19 protein-coding genes and 2 tRNA genes are annotated in these 20521 nt (G+C 71.2%); 19 read left to right on the plus strand and 2 right to left on the minus strand.

Annotated features, from left to right (window positions below):
- Positions 1 to 45 precede the first annotated feature (45 nt).
- From obgE to ACFYR0_RS02020, 8 genes are all read left to right on the plus strand, one after another.
- Complete coding sequence (gene obgE, locus ACFYR0_RS01985) at positions 46 to 1491, plus strand: GTPase ObgE (protein WP_389320682.1); 1446 nt, start codon at positions 46 to 48, stop codon at positions 1489 to 1491.
- 520 nt (positions 1492 to 2011) lie between these two features.
- The gene (locus ACFYR0_RS01990) at positions 2012 to 3511 is read left to right on the plus strand and encodes a D-ribitol-5-phosphate cytidylyltransferase (protein ID WP_389320685.1); all 1500 of its coding nucleotides are present in this window, start codon (positions 2012 to 2014) and stop codon (positions 3509 to 3511) included.
- 187 nt (positions 3512 to 3698) lie between these two features.
- A complete protein-coding gene (locus ACFYR0_RS01995; protein ID WP_389321107.1) occupies positions 3699 to 5921 on the plus strand; it encodes a hypothetical protein in 2223 nt (740 codons plus the stop codon).
- A gap of 252 nt (positions 5922 to 6173) precedes the next feature.
- Positions 6174 to 7301, plus strand: coding sequence for a glutamate 5-kinase (gene proB / locus ACFYR0_RS02000; RefSeq protein WP_389320688.1), 1128 nt, complete (start codon positions 6174 to 6176; stop codon positions 7299 to 7301).
- A gap of 193 nt (positions 7302 to 7494) precedes the next feature.
- A complete protein-coding gene (locus ACFYR0_RS02005; RefSeq protein ID WP_386378483.1) occupies positions 7495 to 7944 on the plus strand; it encodes a hypothetical protein in 450 nt (149 codons plus the stop codon).
- Positions 7945 to 8152: 208 nt separating this feature from the next.
- Complete coding sequence (locus tag ACFYR0_RS02010; protein WP_389320690.1) at positions 8153 to 9439, plus strand: glutamate-5-semialdehyde dehydrogenase; 1287 nt, start codon at positions 8153 to 8155, stop codon at positions 9437 to 9439.
- 153 nt (positions 9440 to 9592) lie between these two features.
- A complete protein-coding gene (locus ACFYR0_RS02015) occupies positions 9593 to 10198 on the plus strand; it encodes a hypothetical protein (protein WP_389320693.1) in 606 nt (201 codons plus the stop codon).
- 169 nt (positions 10199 to 10367) lie between these two features.
- Positions 10368 to 11444, plus strand: coding sequence for a hypothetical protein (locus tag ACFYR0_RS02020; RefSeq protein WP_389320696.1), 1077 nt, complete (start codon positions 10368 to 10370; stop codon positions 11442 to 11444).
- Positions 11445 to 11558: 114 nt separating this feature from the next.
- Here the strand turns inward: ACFYR0_RS02020 and ACFYR0_RS02025 are convergent, their stop codons facing one another.
- Complete coding sequence (locus ACFYR0_RS02025) at positions 11559 to 12719, minus strand: M48 family metallopeptidase (protein ID WP_389320699.1); 1161 nt, start codon at positions 12717 to 12719, stop codon at positions 11559 to 11561.
- Positions 12720 to 12842: 123 nt separating this feature from the next.
- Between ACFYR0_RS02025 and ACFYR0_RS02030 the strand changes: the two genes are divergently transcribed.
- From ACFYR0_RS02030 to ACFYR0_RS02060, 7 genes are all read left to right on the plus strand, one after another.
- Positions 12843 to 13004, plus strand: a complete 162-nt coding sequence (locus ACFYR0_RS02030) for a hypothetical protein (protein ID WP_386378476.1) — start codon at positions 12843 to 12845, stop codon at positions 13002 to 13004.
- Positions 13005 to 13178: 174 nt separating this feature from the next.
- Positions 13179 to 13343, plus strand: a complete 165-nt coding sequence (locus tag ACFYR0_RS02035) for a hypothetical protein (RefSeq protein WP_386378475.1) — start codon at positions 13179 to 13181, stop codon at positions 13341 to 13343.
- Positions 13344 to 13423: 80 nt separating this feature from the next.
- Positions 13424 to 14128, plus strand: coding sequence for a nicotinate-nucleotide adenylyltransferase (gene nadD / locus ACFYR0_RS02040; protein ID WP_389320702.1), 705 nt, complete (start codon positions 13424 to 13426; stop codon positions 14126 to 14128).
- Between the two features lie 16 nt (positions 14129 to 14144).
- Positions 14145 to 15860 (plus strand): LytR C-terminal domain-containing protein, encoded by a 1716-nt coding sequence (locus ACFYR0_RS02045; RefSeq protein ID WP_389320705.1) that lies wholly within the window; start codon positions 14145 to 14147, stop codon positions 15858 to 15860.
- Positions 15861 to 15957: 97 nt separating this feature from the next.
- The gene (gene rsfS / locus ACFYR0_RS02050; RefSeq protein ID WP_386378472.1) at positions 15958 to 16401 is read left to right on the plus strand and encodes a ribosome silencing factor; all 444 of its coding nucleotides are present in this window, start codon (positions 15958 to 15960) and stop codon (positions 16399 to 16401) included.
- Positions 16401 to 17072, plus strand: a complete 672-nt coding sequence (locus tag ACFYR0_RS02055; protein ID WP_389320708.1) for a histidine phosphatase family protein — start codon at positions 16401 to 16403, stop codon at positions 17070 to 17072. Before rsfS ends, ACFYR0_RS02055 begins: the two co-directional genes overlap by 1 nt.
- Before the next feature lie 115 nt (positions 17073 to 17187).
- Positions 17188 to 17260, plus strand: a tRNA-Ala gene (locus tag ACFYR0_RS02060).
- Positions 17261 to 17316: 56 nt separating this feature from the next.
- On the opposite strand, the gene ACFYR0_RS02065 is transcribed toward ACFYR0_RS02060, so the two are convergent.
- Positions 17317 to 18180, minus strand: coding sequence for a helix-turn-helix transcriptional regulator (locus ACFYR0_RS02065; protein WP_389320711.1), 864 nt, complete (start codon positions 18178 to 18180; stop codon positions 17317 to 17319).
- A 124-nt stretch (positions 18181 to 18304) separates the two neighbouring features.
- On the opposite strand from ACFYR0_RS02065, the gene ACFYR0_RS02070 reads away from it, so the two are divergent.
- The 4 genes from ACFYR0_RS02070 to ACFYR0_RS02085 all read left to right on the plus strand — a co-directional run bounded on the left by ACFYR0_RS02070 (position 18305) and on the right by ACFYR0_RS02085 (position 20499).
- On the plus strand, positions 18305 to 19774 hold the full coding sequence (locus ACFYR0_RS02070) for an MFS transporter (RefSeq protein ID WP_389320714.1): 1470 nt from the start codon (positions 18305 to 18307) through the stop codon (positions 19772 to 19774).
- A gap of 69 nt (positions 19775 to 19843) precedes the next feature.
- Complete coding sequence (locus ACFYR0_RS02075) at positions 19844 to 20020, plus strand: hypothetical protein (protein WP_389320716.1); 177 nt, start codon at positions 19844 to 19846, stop codon at positions 20018 to 20020.
- A gap of 3 nt (positions 20021 to 20023) precedes the next feature.
- Positions 20024 to 20257 carry a hypothetical protein gene (locus ACFYR0_RS02080; protein ID WP_003976229.1) on the plus strand — a complete coding sequence of 78 codons (234 nt, stop codon included), beginning with the start codon at positions 20024 to 20026 and terminating at the stop codon, positions 20255 to 20257.
- A gap of 169 nt (positions 20258 to 20426) precedes the next feature.
- Positions 20427 to 20499 (plus strand) — tRNA-Ala (locus tag ACFYR0_RS02085).
- Positions 20500 to 20521 lie beyond the last annotated feature (22 nt).

Below are 20521 nucleotides of genomic sequence, written 5' to 3' on the forward strand. Positions count from 1 at the left end.
CGTGTTAAGCAGTAGACATCCCGCACGTACCAGGAGGCACCCACCATGACCACCTTCGTGGACCGCGTCGAGCTGCACGTCGCCGCGGGTAGCGGAGGTCACGGCTGTGCCTCCGTACACCGCGAGAAGTTCAAGCCGCTCGGCGGCCCGGACGGCGGCAACGGCGGCCGGGGCGGCGACATCGTCCTGACCGTCGACCAGTCGGTGACGACACTGCTCGAGTACCACCACTCCCCGCACCGCAAGGCGACCAACGGCAAGCCCGGCGAGGGCGGCAACCGCTCCGGCAAGGACGGCCAGGACCTGGTCCTCGTCGTGCCGGACGGCACCGTCGTCCTCGACAAGGCAGGCAATGTGCTCGCCGACCTGGTGGGCCACGGCACCTCGTACGTCGCCGCCCAGGGCGGCCGCGGCGGCCTCGGCAACGCGGCGCTGGCCTCCGCCCGCCGCAAGGCGCCCGGCTTCGCGCTGCTCGGTGAGCCGGGCGACCTCCAGGACATCGTGCTGGAGCTCAAGACCGTCGCGGACGTGGCCCTGGTGGGCTACCCGAGCGCCGGCAAGTCCTCGCTGATCTCGGTGCTCTCGGCCGCCAAGCCGAAGATCGCGGACTACCCGTTCACCACGCTGGTCCCCAACCTCGGTGTGGTGACGGCCGGTTCGACCGTCTACACCATCGCCGACGTGCCCGGACTGATCCCGGGCGCCAGCCAGGGCAAGGGCCTGGGCCTGGAGTTCCTGCGCCATGTGGAGCGCTGCTCGGTGCTGGTGCACGTGCTGGACACCGCGACGCTGGAGTCGGACCGCGACCCGGTCTCCGACCTCGACATCATCGAGGCGGAGCTGCGGCAGTACGGCGGCCTGGACAACCGGCCGCGGATGGTCGTGCTGAACAAGATCGACGTGCCCGACGGCAAGGACCTCGCCGAGATGGTGCGGCCTGACCTGGAGGCGCGCGGCTACCGCGTCTTCGAGGTGTCGGCGGTGGCGCACATCGGTCTGCGGGAGCTGTCGTTCGCGCTGGCCGACCTGGTCGCCAAGGCGCGTGCCGCGAAGCCGAAGGAGGAGGCGACCCGGATCGTCATCCGGCCCAAGGCCGTGGACGACGCGGGCTTCTCCGTCGTACGCGAGGACGTGGGCGGCGAGCCGCTGTTCCGGGTGCGCGGCGAGAAGCCCGAGCGCTGGGTCCGCCAGACCGACTTCAACAACGACGAGGCCGTCGGCTACCTCGCCGACCGGCTCAACCGCCTCGGCGTCGAGGACCAGCTGATGAAGGCGGGTGCCCGTTCGGGCGACGGCGTCGCCATCGGCCCCGAGGACAACGCGGTCGTCTTCGACTGGGAGCCGACGGTCACGGCGGGCGCGGAGATGCTCGGCCGACGTGGCGAGGACCACCGTTTCGAGGCCCAGCGTCCGGCGGTCACGCGCCGTCGCGACAAGCAGGCCGAGCGGGACGAGGCCCAGCAGGAGTTCGACGACTTCAACCCGTTCTAAGCCTCACTCGTACTTCCGTTCGGGCGGTCCGCGTTTCTGCGCGGTCCGCCCGTTCCGTTGTGGGGGTGTTCCGCCGTGCGCCCGAATGGATCGGAATTCCGGGGTCCCGGCATTTGGAGAACATGTGCGGCCCGGCGACCCGGAGCGTGAAGATCTGTATACGTCGGTGACCGGGGTGGCGCGCTCCCACGGTGAACCGGACGCCCGAACGGCCCCTCGTCGCATCCGTGAAGCCCCCGGTGAGGACGCCGAGGTCCTGGTGTCGCAGGGGGTGTATGGTTTCGCCGATATCCGACGGAGTATCACGTCACGTAATCGAACATTTGCTGTGGAGTAACTCACAGCTAATTCGTGTGTCCCGCTTGATCTGACCCGCTTGGAATGATCCCGACAATCACCGGGCGTACAAGGTGAATGACAGGTTGCCGACGCTTATGCTGTGAAGGACGTCCGCCTTGCATCGCGGTGACGGAAAGTGGGACAGTTTCCGCGTTCCCAGTCGTCCCGAGGTAGGTCATCCGTGTCTCAGCACCTAGCCAAGCCCCGAACCACCGCTGTGATCCTGGCCGGTGGCACTGGTCAGCGCGTGGGCCTGTCGATCCCCAAGCAGTTGCTGAAGATCGCCGGCAAGGCAGTCATCGAGCACACCCTGACCTCCTTCGAGAAGGCCGATTCCATCGACGACGTCATCGTGCTGATGGCGCCCGGCTATGTGCCCGACGTCGAGAAGATCGTCACCCGGGCCGGGTTCGGGAAGGTCCGCCGGATCATCGAGGGCGGCGCCACCCGCAACGAGACGACCGAGCGCGCCATCGAGGCGCTGAGCGAGGGGCTCGCCGAGGGCGAGGACGCGAACGTCCTGTTCCACGACGCCGTACGCCCGCTGCTCTCGCGGCGCGTCATCGACGACTGCGTGACCGCGCTGGAGCGCTACCAGGCCGTCGACGTCGCCATCCCCTCCGCGGACACCATCATCGTGACCCGCACGCACGGCGAGGACGGCGAGTTCATCACCGAGATCCCGGACCGCTCCCGGCTGCGCCGAGGCCAGACGCCGCAGGCCTTCAAGCTGTCCACGATCCGGCACGCCTACGAGATCGCCGCGGGCGACCCCAACTTCCAGGCCACCGACGACTGCTCCGTCGTGCTGAAGTACCTGCCGGACGTCCCGATCCACGTCGTCGCGGGCGACGAGTACAACATGAAGGTCACCCAGCCGGTCGACGTCTTCATCGCCGACAAGCTCTTCCAGCTCGGCTCCACCGCCGCGCCCGACCGGATCGGCGAGGACGACTACCGCGCGCTGCTGACCGGCAAGACGGTCGTGGTCTTCGGCGGCTCCTACGGCATCGGGCACGACATCGCCCAGCTGGCCGAGTCCTACGGCGCCACGGTGTACGCCCTCGGCCGCTCCACCACCGGCACGCACGTGGAGAACCCCGAGGAGGTGGACGACGCGCTGTCCCGGGCCTACGCCGAGACCGGGCGCATCGACCACGTGGTCAACACCGCGGGCGTCCTGCGCATCGGCAAACTCGCCGAGACGGACAACGCCACCATCCAGGAGGCCCTCAAGGTCAACTACCTGGCACCGGTCCAGATCGCCCGATCAGCGTACAAATACCTAGCGGAAACCAAGGGGCAGCTGCTGCTCTACACCTCCAGCAGTTACACCCGCGGCCGGGCCGAGTACAGCCTGTACTCCTCCACCAAGGCGGCCATGGTGAATCTCACCCAGGCGCTCGCGGACGAGTGGGCCGCCGACGGCGTACGGGTGAACTGCATCAACCCCGAGCGCACCGCGACGCCCATGCGTACCAAGGCTTTCGGGCAGGAGCCGGCGGAGAGCTTGCTGTCCTCCGAGGCCGTCGCCCGCACCTCGCTCGACGTGCTGCTCTCCGAGCTCACCGGGCATGTCATCGACGTCCGCCAGCAGGATCCGACGGCGGCCGCGGGACAGGCCTCCGGATTCGAGCAGGCGCTGGCCAGCGTCCTCGACCGGCAGGACGGCGTGGCATAATCGGGATCAATTAGCCTTCTGTCATTCAGGCCTCTGTGGATGTCCGTTCGGGGAGTATTCACAGGGGCCTGAATCCGTAGATATCGGAAAAATGGCAACTCATGTTTTTCCGACTTTTACTGGGCAGGTGGCACGGTCGATGGTTGCACGCTTTTCCACCACCGGTATCCGACAGAGCAGGTTCTCCGTGATATCCACCGCTATTCGCGTCGCCCGGGTCGGCAGCGCGGCCGAGCTGGCCGCGGCGGTCCTCCTGACGCTGGGCTTCCCGGCACTGATGGCGGCCGCGCTCGTCCCGAGCGTGCCCGCCTTCGTGGTCGCGGCCGCCGTGACGTACGTGGCGGACCACTATCTGCATCACAAGGGCAGCTACCTGATCAACCGCCTCAGCAAGGTGCGCGCGGGCGTCTCCATCCGCTTCCTGATCAGGGAGCTGCTCCTCGTCCTGCTGCTGGCCCGGCTCGGCCTGTCGGAGAGCATGGTCTTCTACAGCGCGGTCGCCTGCTTCACCGCGTTCTACGGCCTCCAGGCCCCGCACGGCGCGCTGATCACCCTGATCCGCAACCGCCGCCGACTGCCCGTCGCCACCCGCAACGTCGACCTGGCCTCCCGCATCCGCATCCCCGACGCCCCGCCGCACGTCCTGCTGCACCGCTCCACGGAGAAGATGCTCCACCTCGACCTCTTCGCGGTCGTCGGGATACTGCTCACGGCCGGCACCGACAACGACGCCTTCGGCTGGACGGGCATCATCGCCACCCTCGCCCTGGGCCTCGCCTACGTCCTCGCCCTCTCGCCCTATGTGCGCGGCGACCGCATCCCGCCGAACGCCGAGAAGGTGCTCGCCGCCGTCGACGACTGGCTGCGCGCCTACCGGCCCGGGACCGTGCTCTACTTCTCCGGCTCCAAGGACTCCGCCTACCAGGTCAACATGTGGCTGGAGACCATGGAGCAGTCGGACTCCGCCCCGCTGATCGTCCTGCGCGAGCGCACGATACTGGAGCGCCTCGCCCCCACCACCGTGCCCGTGATCTGCGTGCCCGGCGGCGTCCACCTGATGAACATGGACCTGTCGACCGTACGGGTCGCGCTTTACGCCGCGAACGTCGGCAAGAACATCCACCTGCTGCGCGTACCGACCATGAAGCACGTCTTCATCGGCCACGGCGACAGCGACAAGCTCGCCAGCGTCAACCCCTTCAGCAAGGTCTACGACGAGGTGTGGACCGCCGGGCGCGCCGGCCGTGACCGGTACGCCATCGCCGACGTCGGCGTCCACGACGAGGACATCGTCGAGGTCGGCCGCCCGCAGCTGGCGCCGATCCGGACCTGGCAGGGCGTACCGGAGGACCGGATGCCCACCGTGCTCTACGCCCCCACCTGGGAGGGCTGGGACGACAACCCCGGCAACACCTCGCTCGTGCTGGCCGGCGAGAACATCGTGCGCGCGCTGGTCCGCGCCGACCCTCCGGTCCGGGTCCTGTACAAGCCGCACCCCTTCACCGGCACCGTCAGCCCCGCCGCGAAGGCCGCCCACCAGCGCATCACCGCGCTGGTCGAGCAGGCCGCGGCAGAGCGCGCCGCCGCCGCGGCCCCGGCCCCCGCCGAGCGCGCCCCCGACGCCGACCCCGCCGACCCGGACGGGCATCTGCGGGCCCAGGAGGAACTGGCCCGCATCGAGGCCCGGCTGACCGAGCTGACCGGCTCCACCGACACCCACGACGAGGCCGAGGCCACCCGCGACGGAGTCGTCGACATCGAGCGGCACCAGGAGATCGCCCGGCTGCGCGCCGAGTGGAACGACACCTACTGGCGCTCCTTCCCCGACTGGGAGCACCGGGTCGTCACCGGCGCCGAGCCGCATCTCTACGACTGCTTCAACACCTCCGACGCGATGGTCTCCGACATCTCCTCCGTCGTCTCCGACTTCATCGCCAGCGGCAAGCCGTACGCCGTCACGGACTCGGCCGGCATCGGCGCGGCGGAGTTCAGGCGGCAGAACACGGCGGTGCGCGCCGCGGTGATCCTGTCGAACGGCGCCGACGAGCTGGGCGAACTGCTCGACGCCGTCCGCGACCCGTCCGAGGACCCGCTCGCCGGGGAGCGCACGGAACTCAAGCGGTATCTGATCGGCCCGGACGAGCCGAGGTCCATCGACCGGTTCAACGGCGCCGTCGCGGACCTCGCGCTGAAGGCCGAGACCCGCAACCTCGGGCAGTCGGCGCGCGCCGCGGCGGAGGCCGGCGCGGGAACGGACGCCGACCTGGCAGCGGACGTGGCGGTCGACGCCGTCGTCGACGCGGCCGCGGGCGCCGCCGCAGATGCCGCCGAGAACGCCGCCGGGGCGGACACCGAGATGGCGGACGTGCTCCCCGGACAGCACGAGACGAACCGTCCCGGGGCGGGGTGACCCGGGCGGTGGCCGAACGGGACGACCTCGCCGACGACACCGAGATGTGCGGCGGGGTCGCGACGGCCCGGCCTGCGGCGTGACCCGGGCGGTGGCGCGGTGAGCGGACCGGCGCGGCCTGCCCTGCGGTGACGGGCCGGGGCGGTGATCCCGGGGGCTGGAACGGCCGCGCGTGCGTCGATCGTCTTCGCGTACATTGCGGGCGGACAGTCGTAGAGCGATGTGCAGCCATGCGAGGGGACGGAAGAGCGAGTGTCAGGGGCAAGGCAGGCCGTGCGCGAGGCCCACAGGATCGTCGTCAAGGTGGGTTCCTCGTCGCTGACGACGGCCTCCGGCGGACTCGACGCCGACCGGGTCGACGCGCTCGTGGACGTCCTGGCCAAGATCCGCAGCGGCGGGGAGAAGGAGATCGTCCTCGTCTCCTCCGGCGCCATCGCCGCCGGGCTCGCCCCGCTCGGGCTGCGCCGCCGCCCCAAGGACCTGGCCCGCCAGCAGGCCGCCGCGAGCGTCGGCCAGGGCCTGCTGGTCGCCCGCTACACCGCCTCCTGCGCCCGCTACGGCGTCCGTGTCGGCCAGGTGCTGCTCACCTCGGACGACATGAGCCGCCGCGCCCACCACCGCAACGCCTCCCGCACCCTCGACAAGCTGCTCGCGATGGGCGCCCTGCCGATCGTCAACGAGAACGACACCGTCGCCACGGACGAGATCCGCTTCGGCGACAACGACCGGCTCGCGGCGCTCGTGGCCCACCTGGTGCGGGCGGACCTGCTGGTGCTGCTGTCAGACGTGGACGGCGTGTACGACGGCGACCCCAGCAGGCCCGGCACCTCCCGGATCGCCGAGGTGCGCGGCCCCGCCGACCTGGCGCACGTCGAGATCGGCAGCGCGGGCAAGGCCGGGGTCGGCACCGGCGGCATGGTCACCAAGATCGAGGCGGCCTCCATCGCCGCCGCGGCCGGCATCCCCGTCGTCCTGACCAGCGCCGTGCACGCCGCCGACGCCCTCACCGGCAAGGACACCGGTACCTACTTCCACCCCACCGGCAAGCGCTCCGCCGACCGGCTGCTCTGGCTCCAGCACGCCTCCGCCCCGCAGGGCGCGCTCGTCCTCGACGACGGGGCGGTGCGCGCGGTGGTCGAGCGCCGCAAGTCGCTGCTGCCCGCCGGTATCGCCGCCGTCGAGGGCGACTTCAGCGCGGGCGACCCCGTCGAGCTACGTGACGGGCGGGGCCGCCCGGTCGCCCGCGGCCTGGTCAACTTCGACGCCAAGGAGATCCCCCGGCTGATCGGGCGCTCCACGCACGACCTCGCGGCCGAGCTGGGACCGGGGTACGAACGTGAGGTCGTACACAGGGACGACCTGGTCCTCCTCCTCCCGTAAAAGGCCCGAAACGTCCGCCCCCGGTGGGGGACGTTCCGTAAAACCGCCCCACAGAGGCTTGCGGCCTGCTCAACTTTGATTCAAGGACGTGTTCCGGGCGCACCTGTCCGTCCGGGCACGGCATGGGTCCGCTGGGGCTGCCGCTCGGTCGTTGCCGGGCGTCGTCCGGGCACTGCGGGAGAAGGAGGCCGTCGTGAGACGAGTGCGCCCTGGGGCGGCGGCGACCCGCGCGGCCGGCGAGGAGCGCGCCCTGACGAGTGTGGCGGCCGGCGAGCGGTACGAGACGGAGGAGCCGGCCGACCTGCCCCGGCTGTGGCACGTCACCCTCAGCGTCTCCGGCGAGGCGGCCCCTCTGAAGGAGGTGCGCCGGGCGCTGGAGCAGCTCGCGCACGACCACCCCTTCCTGCTGACCAGCCGGTACGCCGACGACCACGCCGAGATCCGGTACTGGGAGGAGGCCCGCGACCTGCACGACGCCGCGGCCGTCGCCCTGCGGCTGTGGGGCGAGCACCGGCAGACGGCGGGGCTCCCGCCCTGGGAGATCGTCGGCCTGGAGGTCATCGACCGCGCGACCTACCACCAGCGCGTCGCGGAGGGCTACGGCCCGCCTCCGGCGTCACCGGTGGGGGTGCATCCGTACTGAGGGCCGGGGCCCTGGGCCGGGCCGGGGGCCTGGCCTGACGGCTAGGCCTTGGCCGGGGGCCGTCTCCCGGTCGTGGCGTCGGTGGGGAGAGGAGCCACGTCCCCACCGCGAGTCCCGCGCCGGGGGCCGGTGTCCGGGCACTGGTACGCGTGTCTCGGGCTGTGGAACAAGCCGTGGTACGCCCCGCCCGTCGCACTACCCTTTCCGCATGACGACGCTCTCCCCGTACGACTCCATGTCCCCGGTCACCCAGGCCGCCTACCGGGCCAAGGCCGCCGCCGCCGACCTCGCCCCGCTGCCGCGGGCCACCAAGGACGACGCGCTGCTCGCCATCGCGGACGCGCTGGAGGTCCGTACGAGTGAGATCGTCGAGGCCAACGCCAAGGACGTGGCCAAGGCGCGCGAGGCCGGGACCAGCGAGTCCGTCGTGGACCGGCTCACCCTCACCCCCGAGCGGGTGCGGGCCATCGCCTCCGACGTGCGGGACGTCGTCGCCCTGCCCGACCCGGTCGGCGAGGTCGTCCGCGGCTCGACCCTGCCGAACGGCATCGACCTGCGCCAGGTCCGCGTCCCGCTCGGCGTCGTCGGCATCATCTACGAGGCCCGCCCCAACGTCACCGTCGACGCCGCCGCCCTCTGCCTGAAGTCCGGCAACGCGGTCCTGCTGCGCGGCTCCGCCTCCGCCTACGAGTCGAACCTCGCCCTCGTCCGGGTGATCCGCGACGCCGTCGGCGGTGCCGGGCTGCCCGCCGACGCCGTCCAGCTCGTGCCCGGCGAGAGCCGCGACAGCGTCCGTGAGCTGATGCGCGCCCGCGGCCTGGTCGACGTGCTCATCCCGCGCGGCGGCGCCTCCCTGATCCGGACGGTGGTGAGCGAGTCCACCGTTCCCGTGATCGAGACCGGCACCGGCAACTGCCACGTCTACGTCGACGCCCAGGCCGACATCGACACGGCCGTCGAGATCCTGATCAACTCCAAGGCCCAGCGGGTCAGCGTCTGCAACGCCGCCGAGACCCTTCTCGTCCACCAGGACATCGCCGCCGAGTTCCTGCCCCGCGCCCTGGACGCCCTCGCCGAGGCGGGCGTGACCGTGCACGCCGACGAGCGCGTACTGGCCTACGCCAAGGACTCGCGCGCGAACGTCGTCGAGGCCACGCCGGAGGACTGGGAGACCGAGTACCTGTCCTACGACATCGCCGCCGCGGTCGTGGACTCACTCGACCGGGCCGTCGAGCACATCCGGCTGTGGACCTCCGGCCACACCGAGGCGATCGTCACCACCTCCCAGCAGGCCGCCCGCCGGTTCACCCAACTGGTCGACTCCACCACCGTCGCCGTCAACGCCTCCACCCGCTTCACCGACGGCGGCCAGTTCGGCTTCGGCGCGGAGATCGGCATCTCCACCCAGAAGCTGCACGCCCGCGGCCCGATGGGCCTGCCGGAGCTGACCAGCACGAAGTACATCGTCACCGGTGACGGGCACATTCGACGCTGACCGGGGCCCGCGCAGGCCGCCCGGGCGCTTCGGGGCGCGCGAGGCCGCTCAGGCCGCTCCGGGACGCCCGTGCGGCGGCCCGGCGGGCCCCTCGGCCGGAACCGCTCGGTCCGTGTCTCGCCAGGCGGATAATTTCCGTACCGTCTGCCCAAATTGACCCCCCAGGTCTACTCTGGACCCGTGCCGGAGGACGTGGGGGGCACGCCGTTCCCTGACGGCTGGGAGCCCGACGACGACCACGACCGCGGGGTGTCGGACGAAGAGTTCGCCTCCGTGGTCTTCGACGAGGCCTTCGTGCGAGCGGCCCAGGTGCATGAGCCGACCGCGGTCGAACGCCTCCTGGCCGCCGCGGAGGCCAGAGCCGAGGCCTCCGAGGCCGAGGCCGCCCGCCGGGCCCGCGGCGGTGGCGAACACTACGACGACGGGTACGACCCCGTCGGCCGCACCGGTTTCGGCCACGATCCCGAGCTCGACGATCTGGACGACCCGGACATCCTCGACAGCCGCTACGGCACCGCAGGGCCCTTCGGCAGGCACGCCCGCTGGCACCGGCCCGTCGCCTGGGTGCTCGCCCTCGTGATGGGGGTCGGCATGGTGGTGCTGGCCTTCGCGGCGGTCTACCGGGGAGCCGCCTCGAGCCGTCAGGACCAGGTCCCGCCGCCCGCGTCCACCGGTCTGGAGCAGGGCGGCGCGCCGTCCCCGTCCGCCTCTGCGGACTACTCCCGGCCGACCGTCTCGGTGGTGCCCCGCAGCCCCTGAGCCGGGCCCTGCCCACGGGGCCGTCCGGCCCCCGCGCAGGCTCGCGGACCAGGCGTTCGCACCGGTTGGGGGAGTCCTCGCGAAGTCCCGGCAAACCTGGTGAGAACCTGTCAGAACTTGTCGCGCGGCAGTGCGTTTACCGCGGCTCCGCGAGACCTACCCTGAAGGTATGGGAGGGCCAGGAGAGCCACCGGAGGGGACACCCGACGGCGCCCCCGGCGGTGCTGAGGACGAGTACCGGTCCGTCGTGTTCGACGAGTCGTTCATCCGTGCTGCCCGCCTCCAGGAGTTCTCCGCGCAGGAGCGCGTGGGCGACCACGCGCCCGCCGTGCGCAGCCTCCCGCCCCTGCGCCGAGGAGGTCTGTCCCGGCAGGCGCTCATCCTGCTCCTGCTGATCGCCCTGGCTTTCGGCACCGCGATCTTCATGGGGCTACGCAACCCCTCCCCGGCGCCCCGGAGCGCCTCGCAGCCCACCGGCGCCCTTCGGATGACCCTCGTGCCGCTCGCTCCCCAGGGCAGGGTGCCCGGCTCCGAGGACCCCGCCGAACTGTTCGCCCGTAGCCCCGCCGCCCCCTACCGGCTCGGCGCCGAGGGCATCCCGCTGCCCTCCGTCCGGCGCACCGCGAACTTCTCCGAGGGCCAGGTCATCGCCGCCCTGACCACCGCCAAGGACTATCTGGTCCGCTCCTCCCTGTATCCCGACGTGCTCACCGGGCAGCAGGTCCGGCCGGTGCGTCTGCTGGTCGCCCCCGATCAGCTGGACCAGTTCGACGCGAGCATCGCCCATCCGGCCGCCGACGGCCTCCACGCGGCCACCGGCTGGCTGGTCCGCTTCGACCCCGCCGACACCGAGCTCGCCGACCAGGGGATCCGGGTGCGGGGCACCCTGCACGCCGTCGAGGCCGACTCCTCCACGCTGGAGGTCACCGCCGACCACACCTTCGTGTACGCCCTGCGCCCGGCCGGCTCCGGGGCCGACGCGAAGGCCTCCCTCTTCACCGTCCGCCGCGAACTGCGCTTCAGGTTCGACCGTGACGACCTGCGGCTGCACCAGGCCCAGCTGGTCGTCTCCTCGCTCCAGGCGGGCCCGCTCTCCTGCGCCACCGACGCGGCCGGCCATCTGACCCCCCTCCTGGCCGGCCAGACGGCCAGGCCCGGGAGCCCCGCGGGCACGAACCCCTACGCCACGGGTGCGGTGCCCGCGCTGTGCGGGACCCTGGCGGACGAGGCACAGCCGAAGGTGTGAGGGCGGACGCCGATCCGGCGATGCGAGCCCGGACGGGAGGTCGCGCCGACGCTGCGAGGGCGGGTGAGCGGGCCGGGGGAGGGCAGGCGGCCCGGTCCTCTCACCCGCATGTGCTCAGTCCTCGTCGCGCGGGGGCTGGTCCTTCGGCGGCGCGTCCGTGGTGCCGGTCGATCCAGCGGAACCGGTGCCGGAGTCGGAGGCCGAGCCGGAGCCGTTCGTGCCGCCGGAGCCCGAGCCCGTGAAGCCGCCGAAGCCGCGGCGGACCCGGCTGCCGAGGTCGCCCGCGCCGCCGGCTATGTCGGTGACCAGCTTCATCAGCGGGTCCTTGGAGCTCTTCACATGCCCGGCGTAGCTCGACGCCGACTCGCGGAAGGAGTCGGTGACCGAGGTGTCCTTGTCCTCGGAGCGCCGAGGGTAGTGGCCGTCCATGATCCGCTGGTAGTCCCGGGACTCGGCCCACTTCTTCAGCTCGGCGGCCCGCACGGCCGCGAAGGGGTGGGTGCGCGGCAGCATGTTCAGGATCTTCAGCACCGAGTCGCGCAGATCGCCGCCCGCCTCGTACTCCTCGGCCTGCTCCAGGAACGCGTCCACGTTCATCTCGTGCAGGTGGTTGCCGCCCGCGAGCTTCATCAGACCGCGCATGGACGCCTGAAGGTCCTGGCCGACCAGCAGCCCGGCCCGGTCGGCGGAGAGCTCCGACTTGCGGAACCACTCCCGCAGGGCCGTCACGATCGCCATGATCGCCACATTGCCGAGCGGGATCCACGCCACCCGCAGGGCGAGGTTCGTCAGGAACAGCAGGATGGTCCGGTAGACGGAGTGCCCGGACAGCGCGTGCCCGACCTCGTGGCCGATCACCGCCCGCATCTCCTCCTCGTCGAGCAGCTCGACGAGTCCGGTCGTGACCACGATGATCGGCTCGTCCAGGCCGATGCACATCGCGTTGGGCTGCGGGTCCTGGTTGACGTACATCGGCGGGACCTTCTCCAGGTCCAGGATGTAACAGGCGTCCCGCAGCATGTCGTTCAGATGCGAGAACTGGCGGTCGGAGACACGCACGGAGTCCGACAGGAACAGCAGTCTCAGGCTCCGCTCGGGCAGCAGCCCGCTCAGCACCTTGAAGACGGTGTCGAAGCCGCTCAGCTTGCGCAGCGCCACCAGTGCGGAGCGGTCCGCGGGGTGTTCGTAGGCCCGGGAGGAGATCCCCGGGAAGCGCCTGCGCTGCCTGCTCGGCACGTGCTCGTGCCCGTCGTGCTGATGGCTGTCGTCGGACATGTCTTCCCCCATGTGCGTATGAGTGCCCTGTCCTGAGGCGCCGGGCCGTCCGTGCCCCGAAGCCGGGCCCAGCCTAGGCCGGGTTACCGTGGTCGGGCAGTACAGCGAACGGAGTCCGGAGCCATGGAGCACAGTCCCGCAGCCGCCTGGATCGACCAGGCCACCGTCGCCGCCGAACAGCAGGGAGCGGGGAGTCTGCTCCGGGTGGTACTGATCGTGATGGTCGTGGGCTGTGTCCTGACCGCGTGGTTCCTGTTGCGCGGCTACAAACAGAAGGACGACTGACGGAGCCGCCGAGTTCCGGAACGCGGGCCGGGTCGGGCCCTCGCGACCCTGACGTTCCCCCTAGGTGTTTCCCCGGACTCTCCAACGGCGGAGTCGGCGTGAGCCGCGTGAAGCCGCCCGATTACGATGGGCCGACATCTTTATCCCGCCCACACCGGATTGGTCCTGCCGAAGATGAGCTTCCACAGCGCCGCTGCCCAGTTGGTCACTCTCGCCTCCGAGGGCGAGGAGCACGGCGGCAACCACGAGAGCCTCAATCCCCTGGTCACCGGAGGCGCGGCCTTCGTCATCCTGCTGCTGCTCCTCTGGATCACCACTCTCTTCAACCGCGACCGCTGAAGCCGGCCCCACCCCGCACGGCGGGCACCGGGGGAACCGTCCGCCGGAGCCCACAGTCCGGGCCGGTAGGGTCTGCACGCATGGGAGAGCAGGACATGCCTACCGGTCCGGCGCACGACAGGACCGATACGCCGGACACCGGCGGCCGTTCGGCGCGGCAGGACACCGGCGGCCCCGGACAGGGCCCGGCGAGCACCGGCAAGCGTCGGCTCGGCGTCATGGGCGGAACGTTCGACCCGATCCACCACGGGCACCTCGTGGCGGCCAGCGAGGTCGCCGCGCAGTTCCACCTCGACGAGGTGGTGTTCGTCCCCACCGGCCAGCCCTGGCAGAAGACCCACCGTGACGTCTCCCCGGCCGAGGACCGCTATCTGATGACGGTCATCGCGACCGCCGAGAACCCGCAGTTCTCGGTGAGCCGTATCGACATCGACCGCGGCGGCCCCACCTACACCGTGGACACCCTGCGCGACCTGCGGGTGCTCAACCCGGACACGGACCTGTTCTTCATCACCGGCGCCGACGCCCTCTCCCAGATCCTCACCTGGCGGGACACGGCGGAACTGTTCTCCCTGGCGCACTTCATCGGCGTCACCCGGCCGGGCCACCCGCTTGCCGACCCAGGCCTTCCCGAGGGCGGTGTGTCCTTCGTGGAGGTGCCCGCCCTCGCCATCTCCTCCACGGACTGCCGTGCGAGAGTCGCCAAGGGCGACCCTGTCTGGTACCTGGTGCCGGACGGAGTCGTGCGCTACATCGCCAAACGAGAGCTGTACCGCGGCGAGTGAGCCGAGAGGGGCACCGGTGAACGACCGATACGACGCTGGCCACGGGGGCGACCAGTACGAGATCGTCGGCTACGACGAGTACGGCCGACCTGTGTACCAGCAGGTCCAGCCGCCTCGGCCCACCGGTCAGGGCTACGACCCCTACGCACAGCAGGGATACGGTTACGACCCGTACGCGACGGGCACCCAGCAGCCCGTCCCCCCGTACGACGCCTACGACACCGGCCGGCAGCCCCAGGTGCCCTCCTACGATCCGTACGACCCCTACGGCACGGCCACGGGCACCAACCCCGGCCAGGCCTACGACCCGTACGGACAGACCGCCGCCGGACGGCCGCCCCGTGCCGCCGAGCAGACCGCCTACATCCCGCAGCAGTCGGCCCCCGCCCAGGAACCGGAGGCCCCTGGGCAGCGCGGCGGCCGCGGTGGGGGCGCGGGCGACCGCGGCGACCGGGACTACCGCACGGAACAGTTCGCCTTCGTCGAGGAGCCCGACGGCGACTCCGAGGACGTCATCGACTGGCTGAAGTTCACCGAGAACCGCACCGAGCGCCGCGAGGAGGCCAAGCGCCGCGCCCGCAGCCGCGTCATGGCCCTCGTGGTCGTGCTCGCCCTGGTCGCGGTCGGCGGCATCGGCTACCTCTGGTACGCGGGCAAGCTCCCGGGCGTGTCCACGACGGCCACCGACAAGGAGGGCTCGGTCGCCGCCGGCGCCCAGAAACGCGACGTGATCGTCGTCCACCTGCACAACACCAAGAAGGGCGGCACCTCCACGGCGCTGCTCGTCGACAACACCACCACCGAGCAGGGCACCACCGTCCTGCTCCCCAACGCCCTCGCCCTGACCTCGGACGACGGCAGCACCACGACGTTGTCCAAGTCCGTGGACGACGACGGCTCCTCCGGCACCCGGGAGGCCCTGGACACCGTCCTCGGCACGCAGATCCAGGGCACCTGGCGCCTGGACACGCCCTACCTCCAGAACCTCGTCGACATCGTCGGCGACATCGACATCGACACCGACACCGCCGTGCCCGACCCGGCCGCCAAGTCCAAGGGCACGGCCCCCCTGGTGCGCAAGGGCCAGGACCAGACCCTCAGCGGCAAGATGGCCGTCGCCTACGCCACCTACCGCGCCTCGGGCGAGGACGACAACGCCCAGCTCCAGCGGTTCGGGCAGGTCATCCAGGGCGTGCTGCGCAAGATCTCGTCCGACCCGCAGGCCGCGACGATCACCGTGCAGACACTGGCGCAGATCCTGGACCCCTCACTGACCGACAAGGACCTCGGCACCTTCCTGGCCAACCTGTCCGACCTGGCCAAGGGCGGCGACTTCAAGACGGCCATGCTGCCCGTGCGGACCGACGGCACCCTGGACGCGAAGGCCAGCGCCAGCGTGGTCAAGGACGTCCTCGGCGGCACCGCGAAGAGCCCCGCGGAGGGCGCGGCCCTGCGCGTCTCGGTCCGGAACGCCACCGGCGAGAAGGGCCGCGGCGAGAAGGCCCGGATCGCCCTGCTGAACGGCGGCTTCACCTTCCTCGACGGCGGCTCGGCCAGCGAGAACGAGAGCGAGTCGAAGGTGGTCTACACCGACGCCGCCGACAAGCAGAACGCCACCGAGGTCGCCAGGACCCTCGGCCTGCCGGACGGCTCCGTCACCAAGGGCGAGGTCTCCACCAACGCCGACGTCACCGTGATCCTCGGCCAGGACTACAGCCCGCCGTCCCCCTAGGGCCCGGCAGGGCGGTCCCCGGTTTTATTCACGTGGGGTGCCGTCGGCGGTCCGTGAGACCCTTGAGGTCAACTGACCGCCGACGGAAAGCCATGTAGTGACCGCCACCGACCGTTCCATCGAGCTCATCACCACCGCCGCCCAGGCGGCCGCCGACAAGCTCGCCCACGACGTCATCGCCTACGACGTCAGCGACGTCCTGTCGATCACGGACGCCTTCCTGCTGGCGTCCGCACCCAACGACCGCCAGGTCAAGTCGATCGTCGACGAGATCGAGGAGCGGCTTCAGAAGGAGCTCGGTGCCAAGCCGGTGCGCCGCGAGGGCGACCGCGAGGCCCGCTGGATCCTGCTCGACTACGTCGACATCGTCGTGCACGTCCAGCACAGCGAGGAGCGCGTCTTCTACGCCCTGGAGCGGCTGTGGAAGGACTGCCCCGAGCTGGAGCTGCCCGCCGACGCCAAGGCCACCCGCGGCAAGGCCAAGGAGCACGCCGAGCTGAAGGCGGCCGAGGAAGCGGCCGACACGGGTGGTGAGTGGTGATGACCGCACCGGATGCCGGCACCGCCCGGACGCCCGGCCGCGGCCGCCGCATCATCCTGTGGCGCCACGGCCAGACCTCCTGGAACGTGGAGCGCCGCTTCCAGGGCACCACGGACGTCGAGCTCACCGAGACCGGCGTGGCCCAGGCCCGGCGCGCCGCCCGGCTGCTCGCCTCCCTGCGCCCCGACGCGATCCTCTCCTCCGACCTCCAGCGGGCCGCGAACACGGCCGCCGAGCTCGCCGTGCTCACCGACCTGGACGTCGCCCGTGACGAGGCGCTGCGCGAGACGTACGCGGGCGTCTGGCAGGGGCTGACGCATGACGAGATCATCGCCCGCCACGGCGAGGAGTACGCCGCCTGGAAGCGCGGTGAGCCGGTACGCCGCGGCGGCGGCGAACTGGAGACGGAGGTGGCCGACCGGGCCGCTCCCGTGGTGCTGCGGCACGCCGACAAGCTGCCCGAGGACGGCACGCTCGTCGTCGTCAGCCACGGTGGCACCATCCGGACCACCATCGGCCGCCTGCTCGGCCTGGCGCCGCACGACTGGGAGAGCCTCGGCGGTCTCTCCAACTGCTGCTGGTCCGTCCTCGGCCAGGGCGCCCGCGGCTGGCGCCTGCTGGAGCACAACGCCGGCACCCTGCCGGAGCCGGTTCTCGGCGACGACGACTGAGCGACCGGGCCCGCTCACCGGGCCCGCGCCCCCTCCGGGGACCCGGATTTCACTTTCCGGCAGGTCGCAGGCTAAAGTTCTTCTTGTTCGCCCCCGCCGAGCGGGAAGAACGCAAGGGGCTATAGCTCAGTTGGTAGAGCGCCTGCATGGCATGCAGGAGGTCAGGAGTTCAATTCTCCTTAGCTCCACACAATGACTCCCTGTCGAGTTGTCAAAGAGCAGTGAACGAAGATCCCGTCCCCGGTCAGGGGGCGGGATTTTTCGTGGGTTCACGCGGGCGGAGCGGCTCCCGCAGCACCGCCATCGCGCGCACCGTCTCCTGGTCGTCGGGGGTGTAGACGACGATCCGGCACTCCGGCATCCCGTCGATCGACAGCGACTGGGACGTCATCCGCAACTCGCCCACCAGCGCGTGCCGGAAGGCCTTCACGCGGCGTCCGGGCTGCCGTACGTCGCCGGACTCCCACAGCCGCGCGAACAGCGGGCTCGCGGCCGACAGCCGGCGTATGAAGTCCTCCCAGGCCGGCTCCCCGCAATGGGTGCCGTAGGCCGCGCGCAGGGTGGCCACCATGAACGGCAGCTCCTCCTCACGGAACAGCAGCCGGCAGGTCCCCTGAGGGCTGTTGAACAGCGTCCACAGCGCGTTGGGCGCCTCGGGCAGCCCGTCGTCGGCGTAGAACAGGTCGCGGTAGGGGGCGTTGGTGGCGAGGATGTCGTAGCGCGCGTTGTAGACCACGGCCGGGCGCGGGGCGAGGGCGTCGAGGATGCCCTGGATCTCGGCGCCCACCGCGCGCGTGGACGGCGTCGGCGCCGACGCGTACGGCACTTCGGCCAGGTGGTACAGATGCTCCCGCTCGGGCGCGTCCAGTCGCAGGGTGCGGGCCACGGCGTCCAGGACCTGTGCGGAGGCGTTGATCGGGCGGCCCTGTTCCAGCCAGGTGTACCAGGTCACGCCGACCCCGGAGAGCTGGGCGACCTCCTCGCGGCGCAGCCCCGGGGTGCGGCGCCGCAGGCCGGGCGGCATCCCCACGTCCGCCGGAGTCACCCGGGCGCGCCTGCCGCGCAGAAAGGCGGCCAGCTCCGGCCTACGGCGGTGTGTCGTCGTCATCGTCACGTCCCCCCAGTCGTCACGTCCTCATCGTCGGCAGTACGGCCCGGTCTTGCCAGGTGCTGCCAGTACCAGCATCGACGGGCTCTCGGCACCCGTATCGGAGGGACGTCAGGCTCCGGGCATGACGACCACTCCCCGAACGGGCCCGGTTTCCGATCCCGTCTCAAGTCCTGCCGCCAGTAAAGCGCCTGGCACTGACAACGGCTCCCGGCCGCTGCTCGCGCTCGTGCTCGCGGCCATGTTCATGGCGCTGCTGGACGTCTTCATCGTGAACGTCGCGGCCCCCACGATCAGTTCCGACCTGAGCGCCTCGGGCGCGGACCTGCAACTGGTGATCGCCGGGTACACCATCTCGTACTCGGTGCTGCTCATCACCGGAGCCCGGCTCGGCGACCGGCTGGGGCACGGCCGTGTCCATCTCGCCGGGCTCGGGGTGTTCACGGCCGCCTCGCTCGCCTGCGGGCTGGCGCAGGACGCGGAGCAGCTCGTCGCCTTCCGGCTGGTGCAGGGCGCCGGGGCGGCGCTGATGATCCCGCAGGTGCTCAGCCTGATCCAGCGCACCTTCACAGGGGAGGCACGGGCGCGGGCCCTCGGCGCCTTCTCGGCGGTCCTCGCCGCCGGCGCGGCCGCCGGCCAGATCGTGGGGGGTGTGCTGGTCAGCGCGGACCTGTTCGGGTTCGGCTGGCGGCCGGTGTTCCTGGTGAACGTGCCGGTGGGCCTCGCCCTGCTGGCCGCCGGGCGGCGGGTCCTGCCGCGTGGCGGGGCACCGGCCGGGGAGCGGGGGCGGGCGCTCGACGTGCCGGGCCTGGTGCTCCTCGGCGCGGCCGTGTCGCTGCTCACGGTGCCGCTGGTGCTCGGCCAGGAGACGGACTGGCCGCTGTGGTCCTGGCTGTCGCTGGCCGCGGCCGTGCTGGCCCTCACGCTGTTCTGCGGCTACGAGACGCGGCTCGCCCGGCGCGGCGGCGCCCCGCTCATCGCACCGCGGGTGCTGAGGCATCCGGGCATGCCCCTGGCCGTCGTACGGATTCTGGCCGTGACGGCGGTCAACGCGGGCTTCCTGTTCGTCCTCACCCTGCATCTCCAGGGTGGGCTCGGCCACAGTGCGCTGCGGACCGGGCTCACCTTCGTGCCCACCGCCTTGGTCTTCGGGGTGGTCGGGCTGACCTGGCGGAGCTGGCCCGCGTCCTGGCAGCGCGCGCTCACGCCGGCCGGGTTCGCGCTCATCGTGCCGGGGCTGGCCGGGGCGGGCCGGGCGCTCCAGGGCGGCGGGGACGGGGGAGTGGCGCTGTACCCGGCCTTCGCCGTCGTGGGCGTGGGGCTGGCGCTCGCCTACAGCCCCACGCTGACCCGGGCGCTGGCCACCGTGCGGCCCGAGGACGCCGCCGACGCCAGCGGTTTGCTGGCCACGGTCACCCAGCTCGGCCAGGTGATCGGCGTCGCGGCCTTCGGCACGCTGTTCCTGAACCGCCTTGAGTCACTCGGTGCCCCGGGGGCGTATACCTCTGCGGAGGCGCTGTGGGTGTGCGTGTGCGCGCTGGCCGGGACCGCCGTGGTGGGCGCTGTGTCCGGACCGGTACTACGGCGTCGCTGACCGTATTGGTCCGGGCGTGGCAGAATCAAACGGCCGGAAGGGGGCGCGACCCGACGGGAGGGAGTAGCGATGCCTGCGAGCATCCTCGGGGAGGTCGGTGACCTCCTCGGAGAAGCAGCGTTGACACGGAACAAAGCCACCCGGCTCGCCTGCCCCTCCTGCGGTTCCGCGCATGTCGCGCAAGTGCTCGGCGACAACGGCGGGATCTCCTACGTGTGCACGGCCTGCGGCCACAGCTGGAGCTGATCGATGGGTGCACACAGGCGGAAGTGCGACTGGTGCGGCAGTGGTACGCCGATCGTCCGTGACATGGAACCGGTGAACCCCGACTACCAGTACTGGTGCGAGGAATGCGCGCGGGCGCTGATCATAAAAGGCGACCCGATCGAGACCTACCGGGAGCTGGAGGGTGAGCCGATCTACGGCCGTCTCCTGGAGGAGCACTGCACCCTCAAGCGGTTCTACTCGTTCGTCACGGCCTGACGCCGGGACCTGACGGTCCCGGGTCGGGCCCCGGCTCCGTTTCGGACATTCGGGGCGTAAGGCGGTAGAGCGGAAACGATTTGGTGTTCCACCAGGGGGACCGTGTAATGTTCTCTCTGTCGCCGCGAGGGAAACCCGCAAGGGAAACGAGGCGGACGGCACACCGCGAGGGGCTATAGCTCAGTTGGTAGAGCGCCTGCATGGCATGCAGGAGGTCAGGAGTTCAATTCTCCTTAGCTCCACAGCAGATCCCGCCGGATCGGA

It is taken from the genome of Streptomyces sp. NPDC005017, assembly GCF_042873115.1.
Lineage (GTDB): Bacteria > Actinomycetota > Actinomycetes > Streptomycetales > Streptomycetaceae > Streptomyces.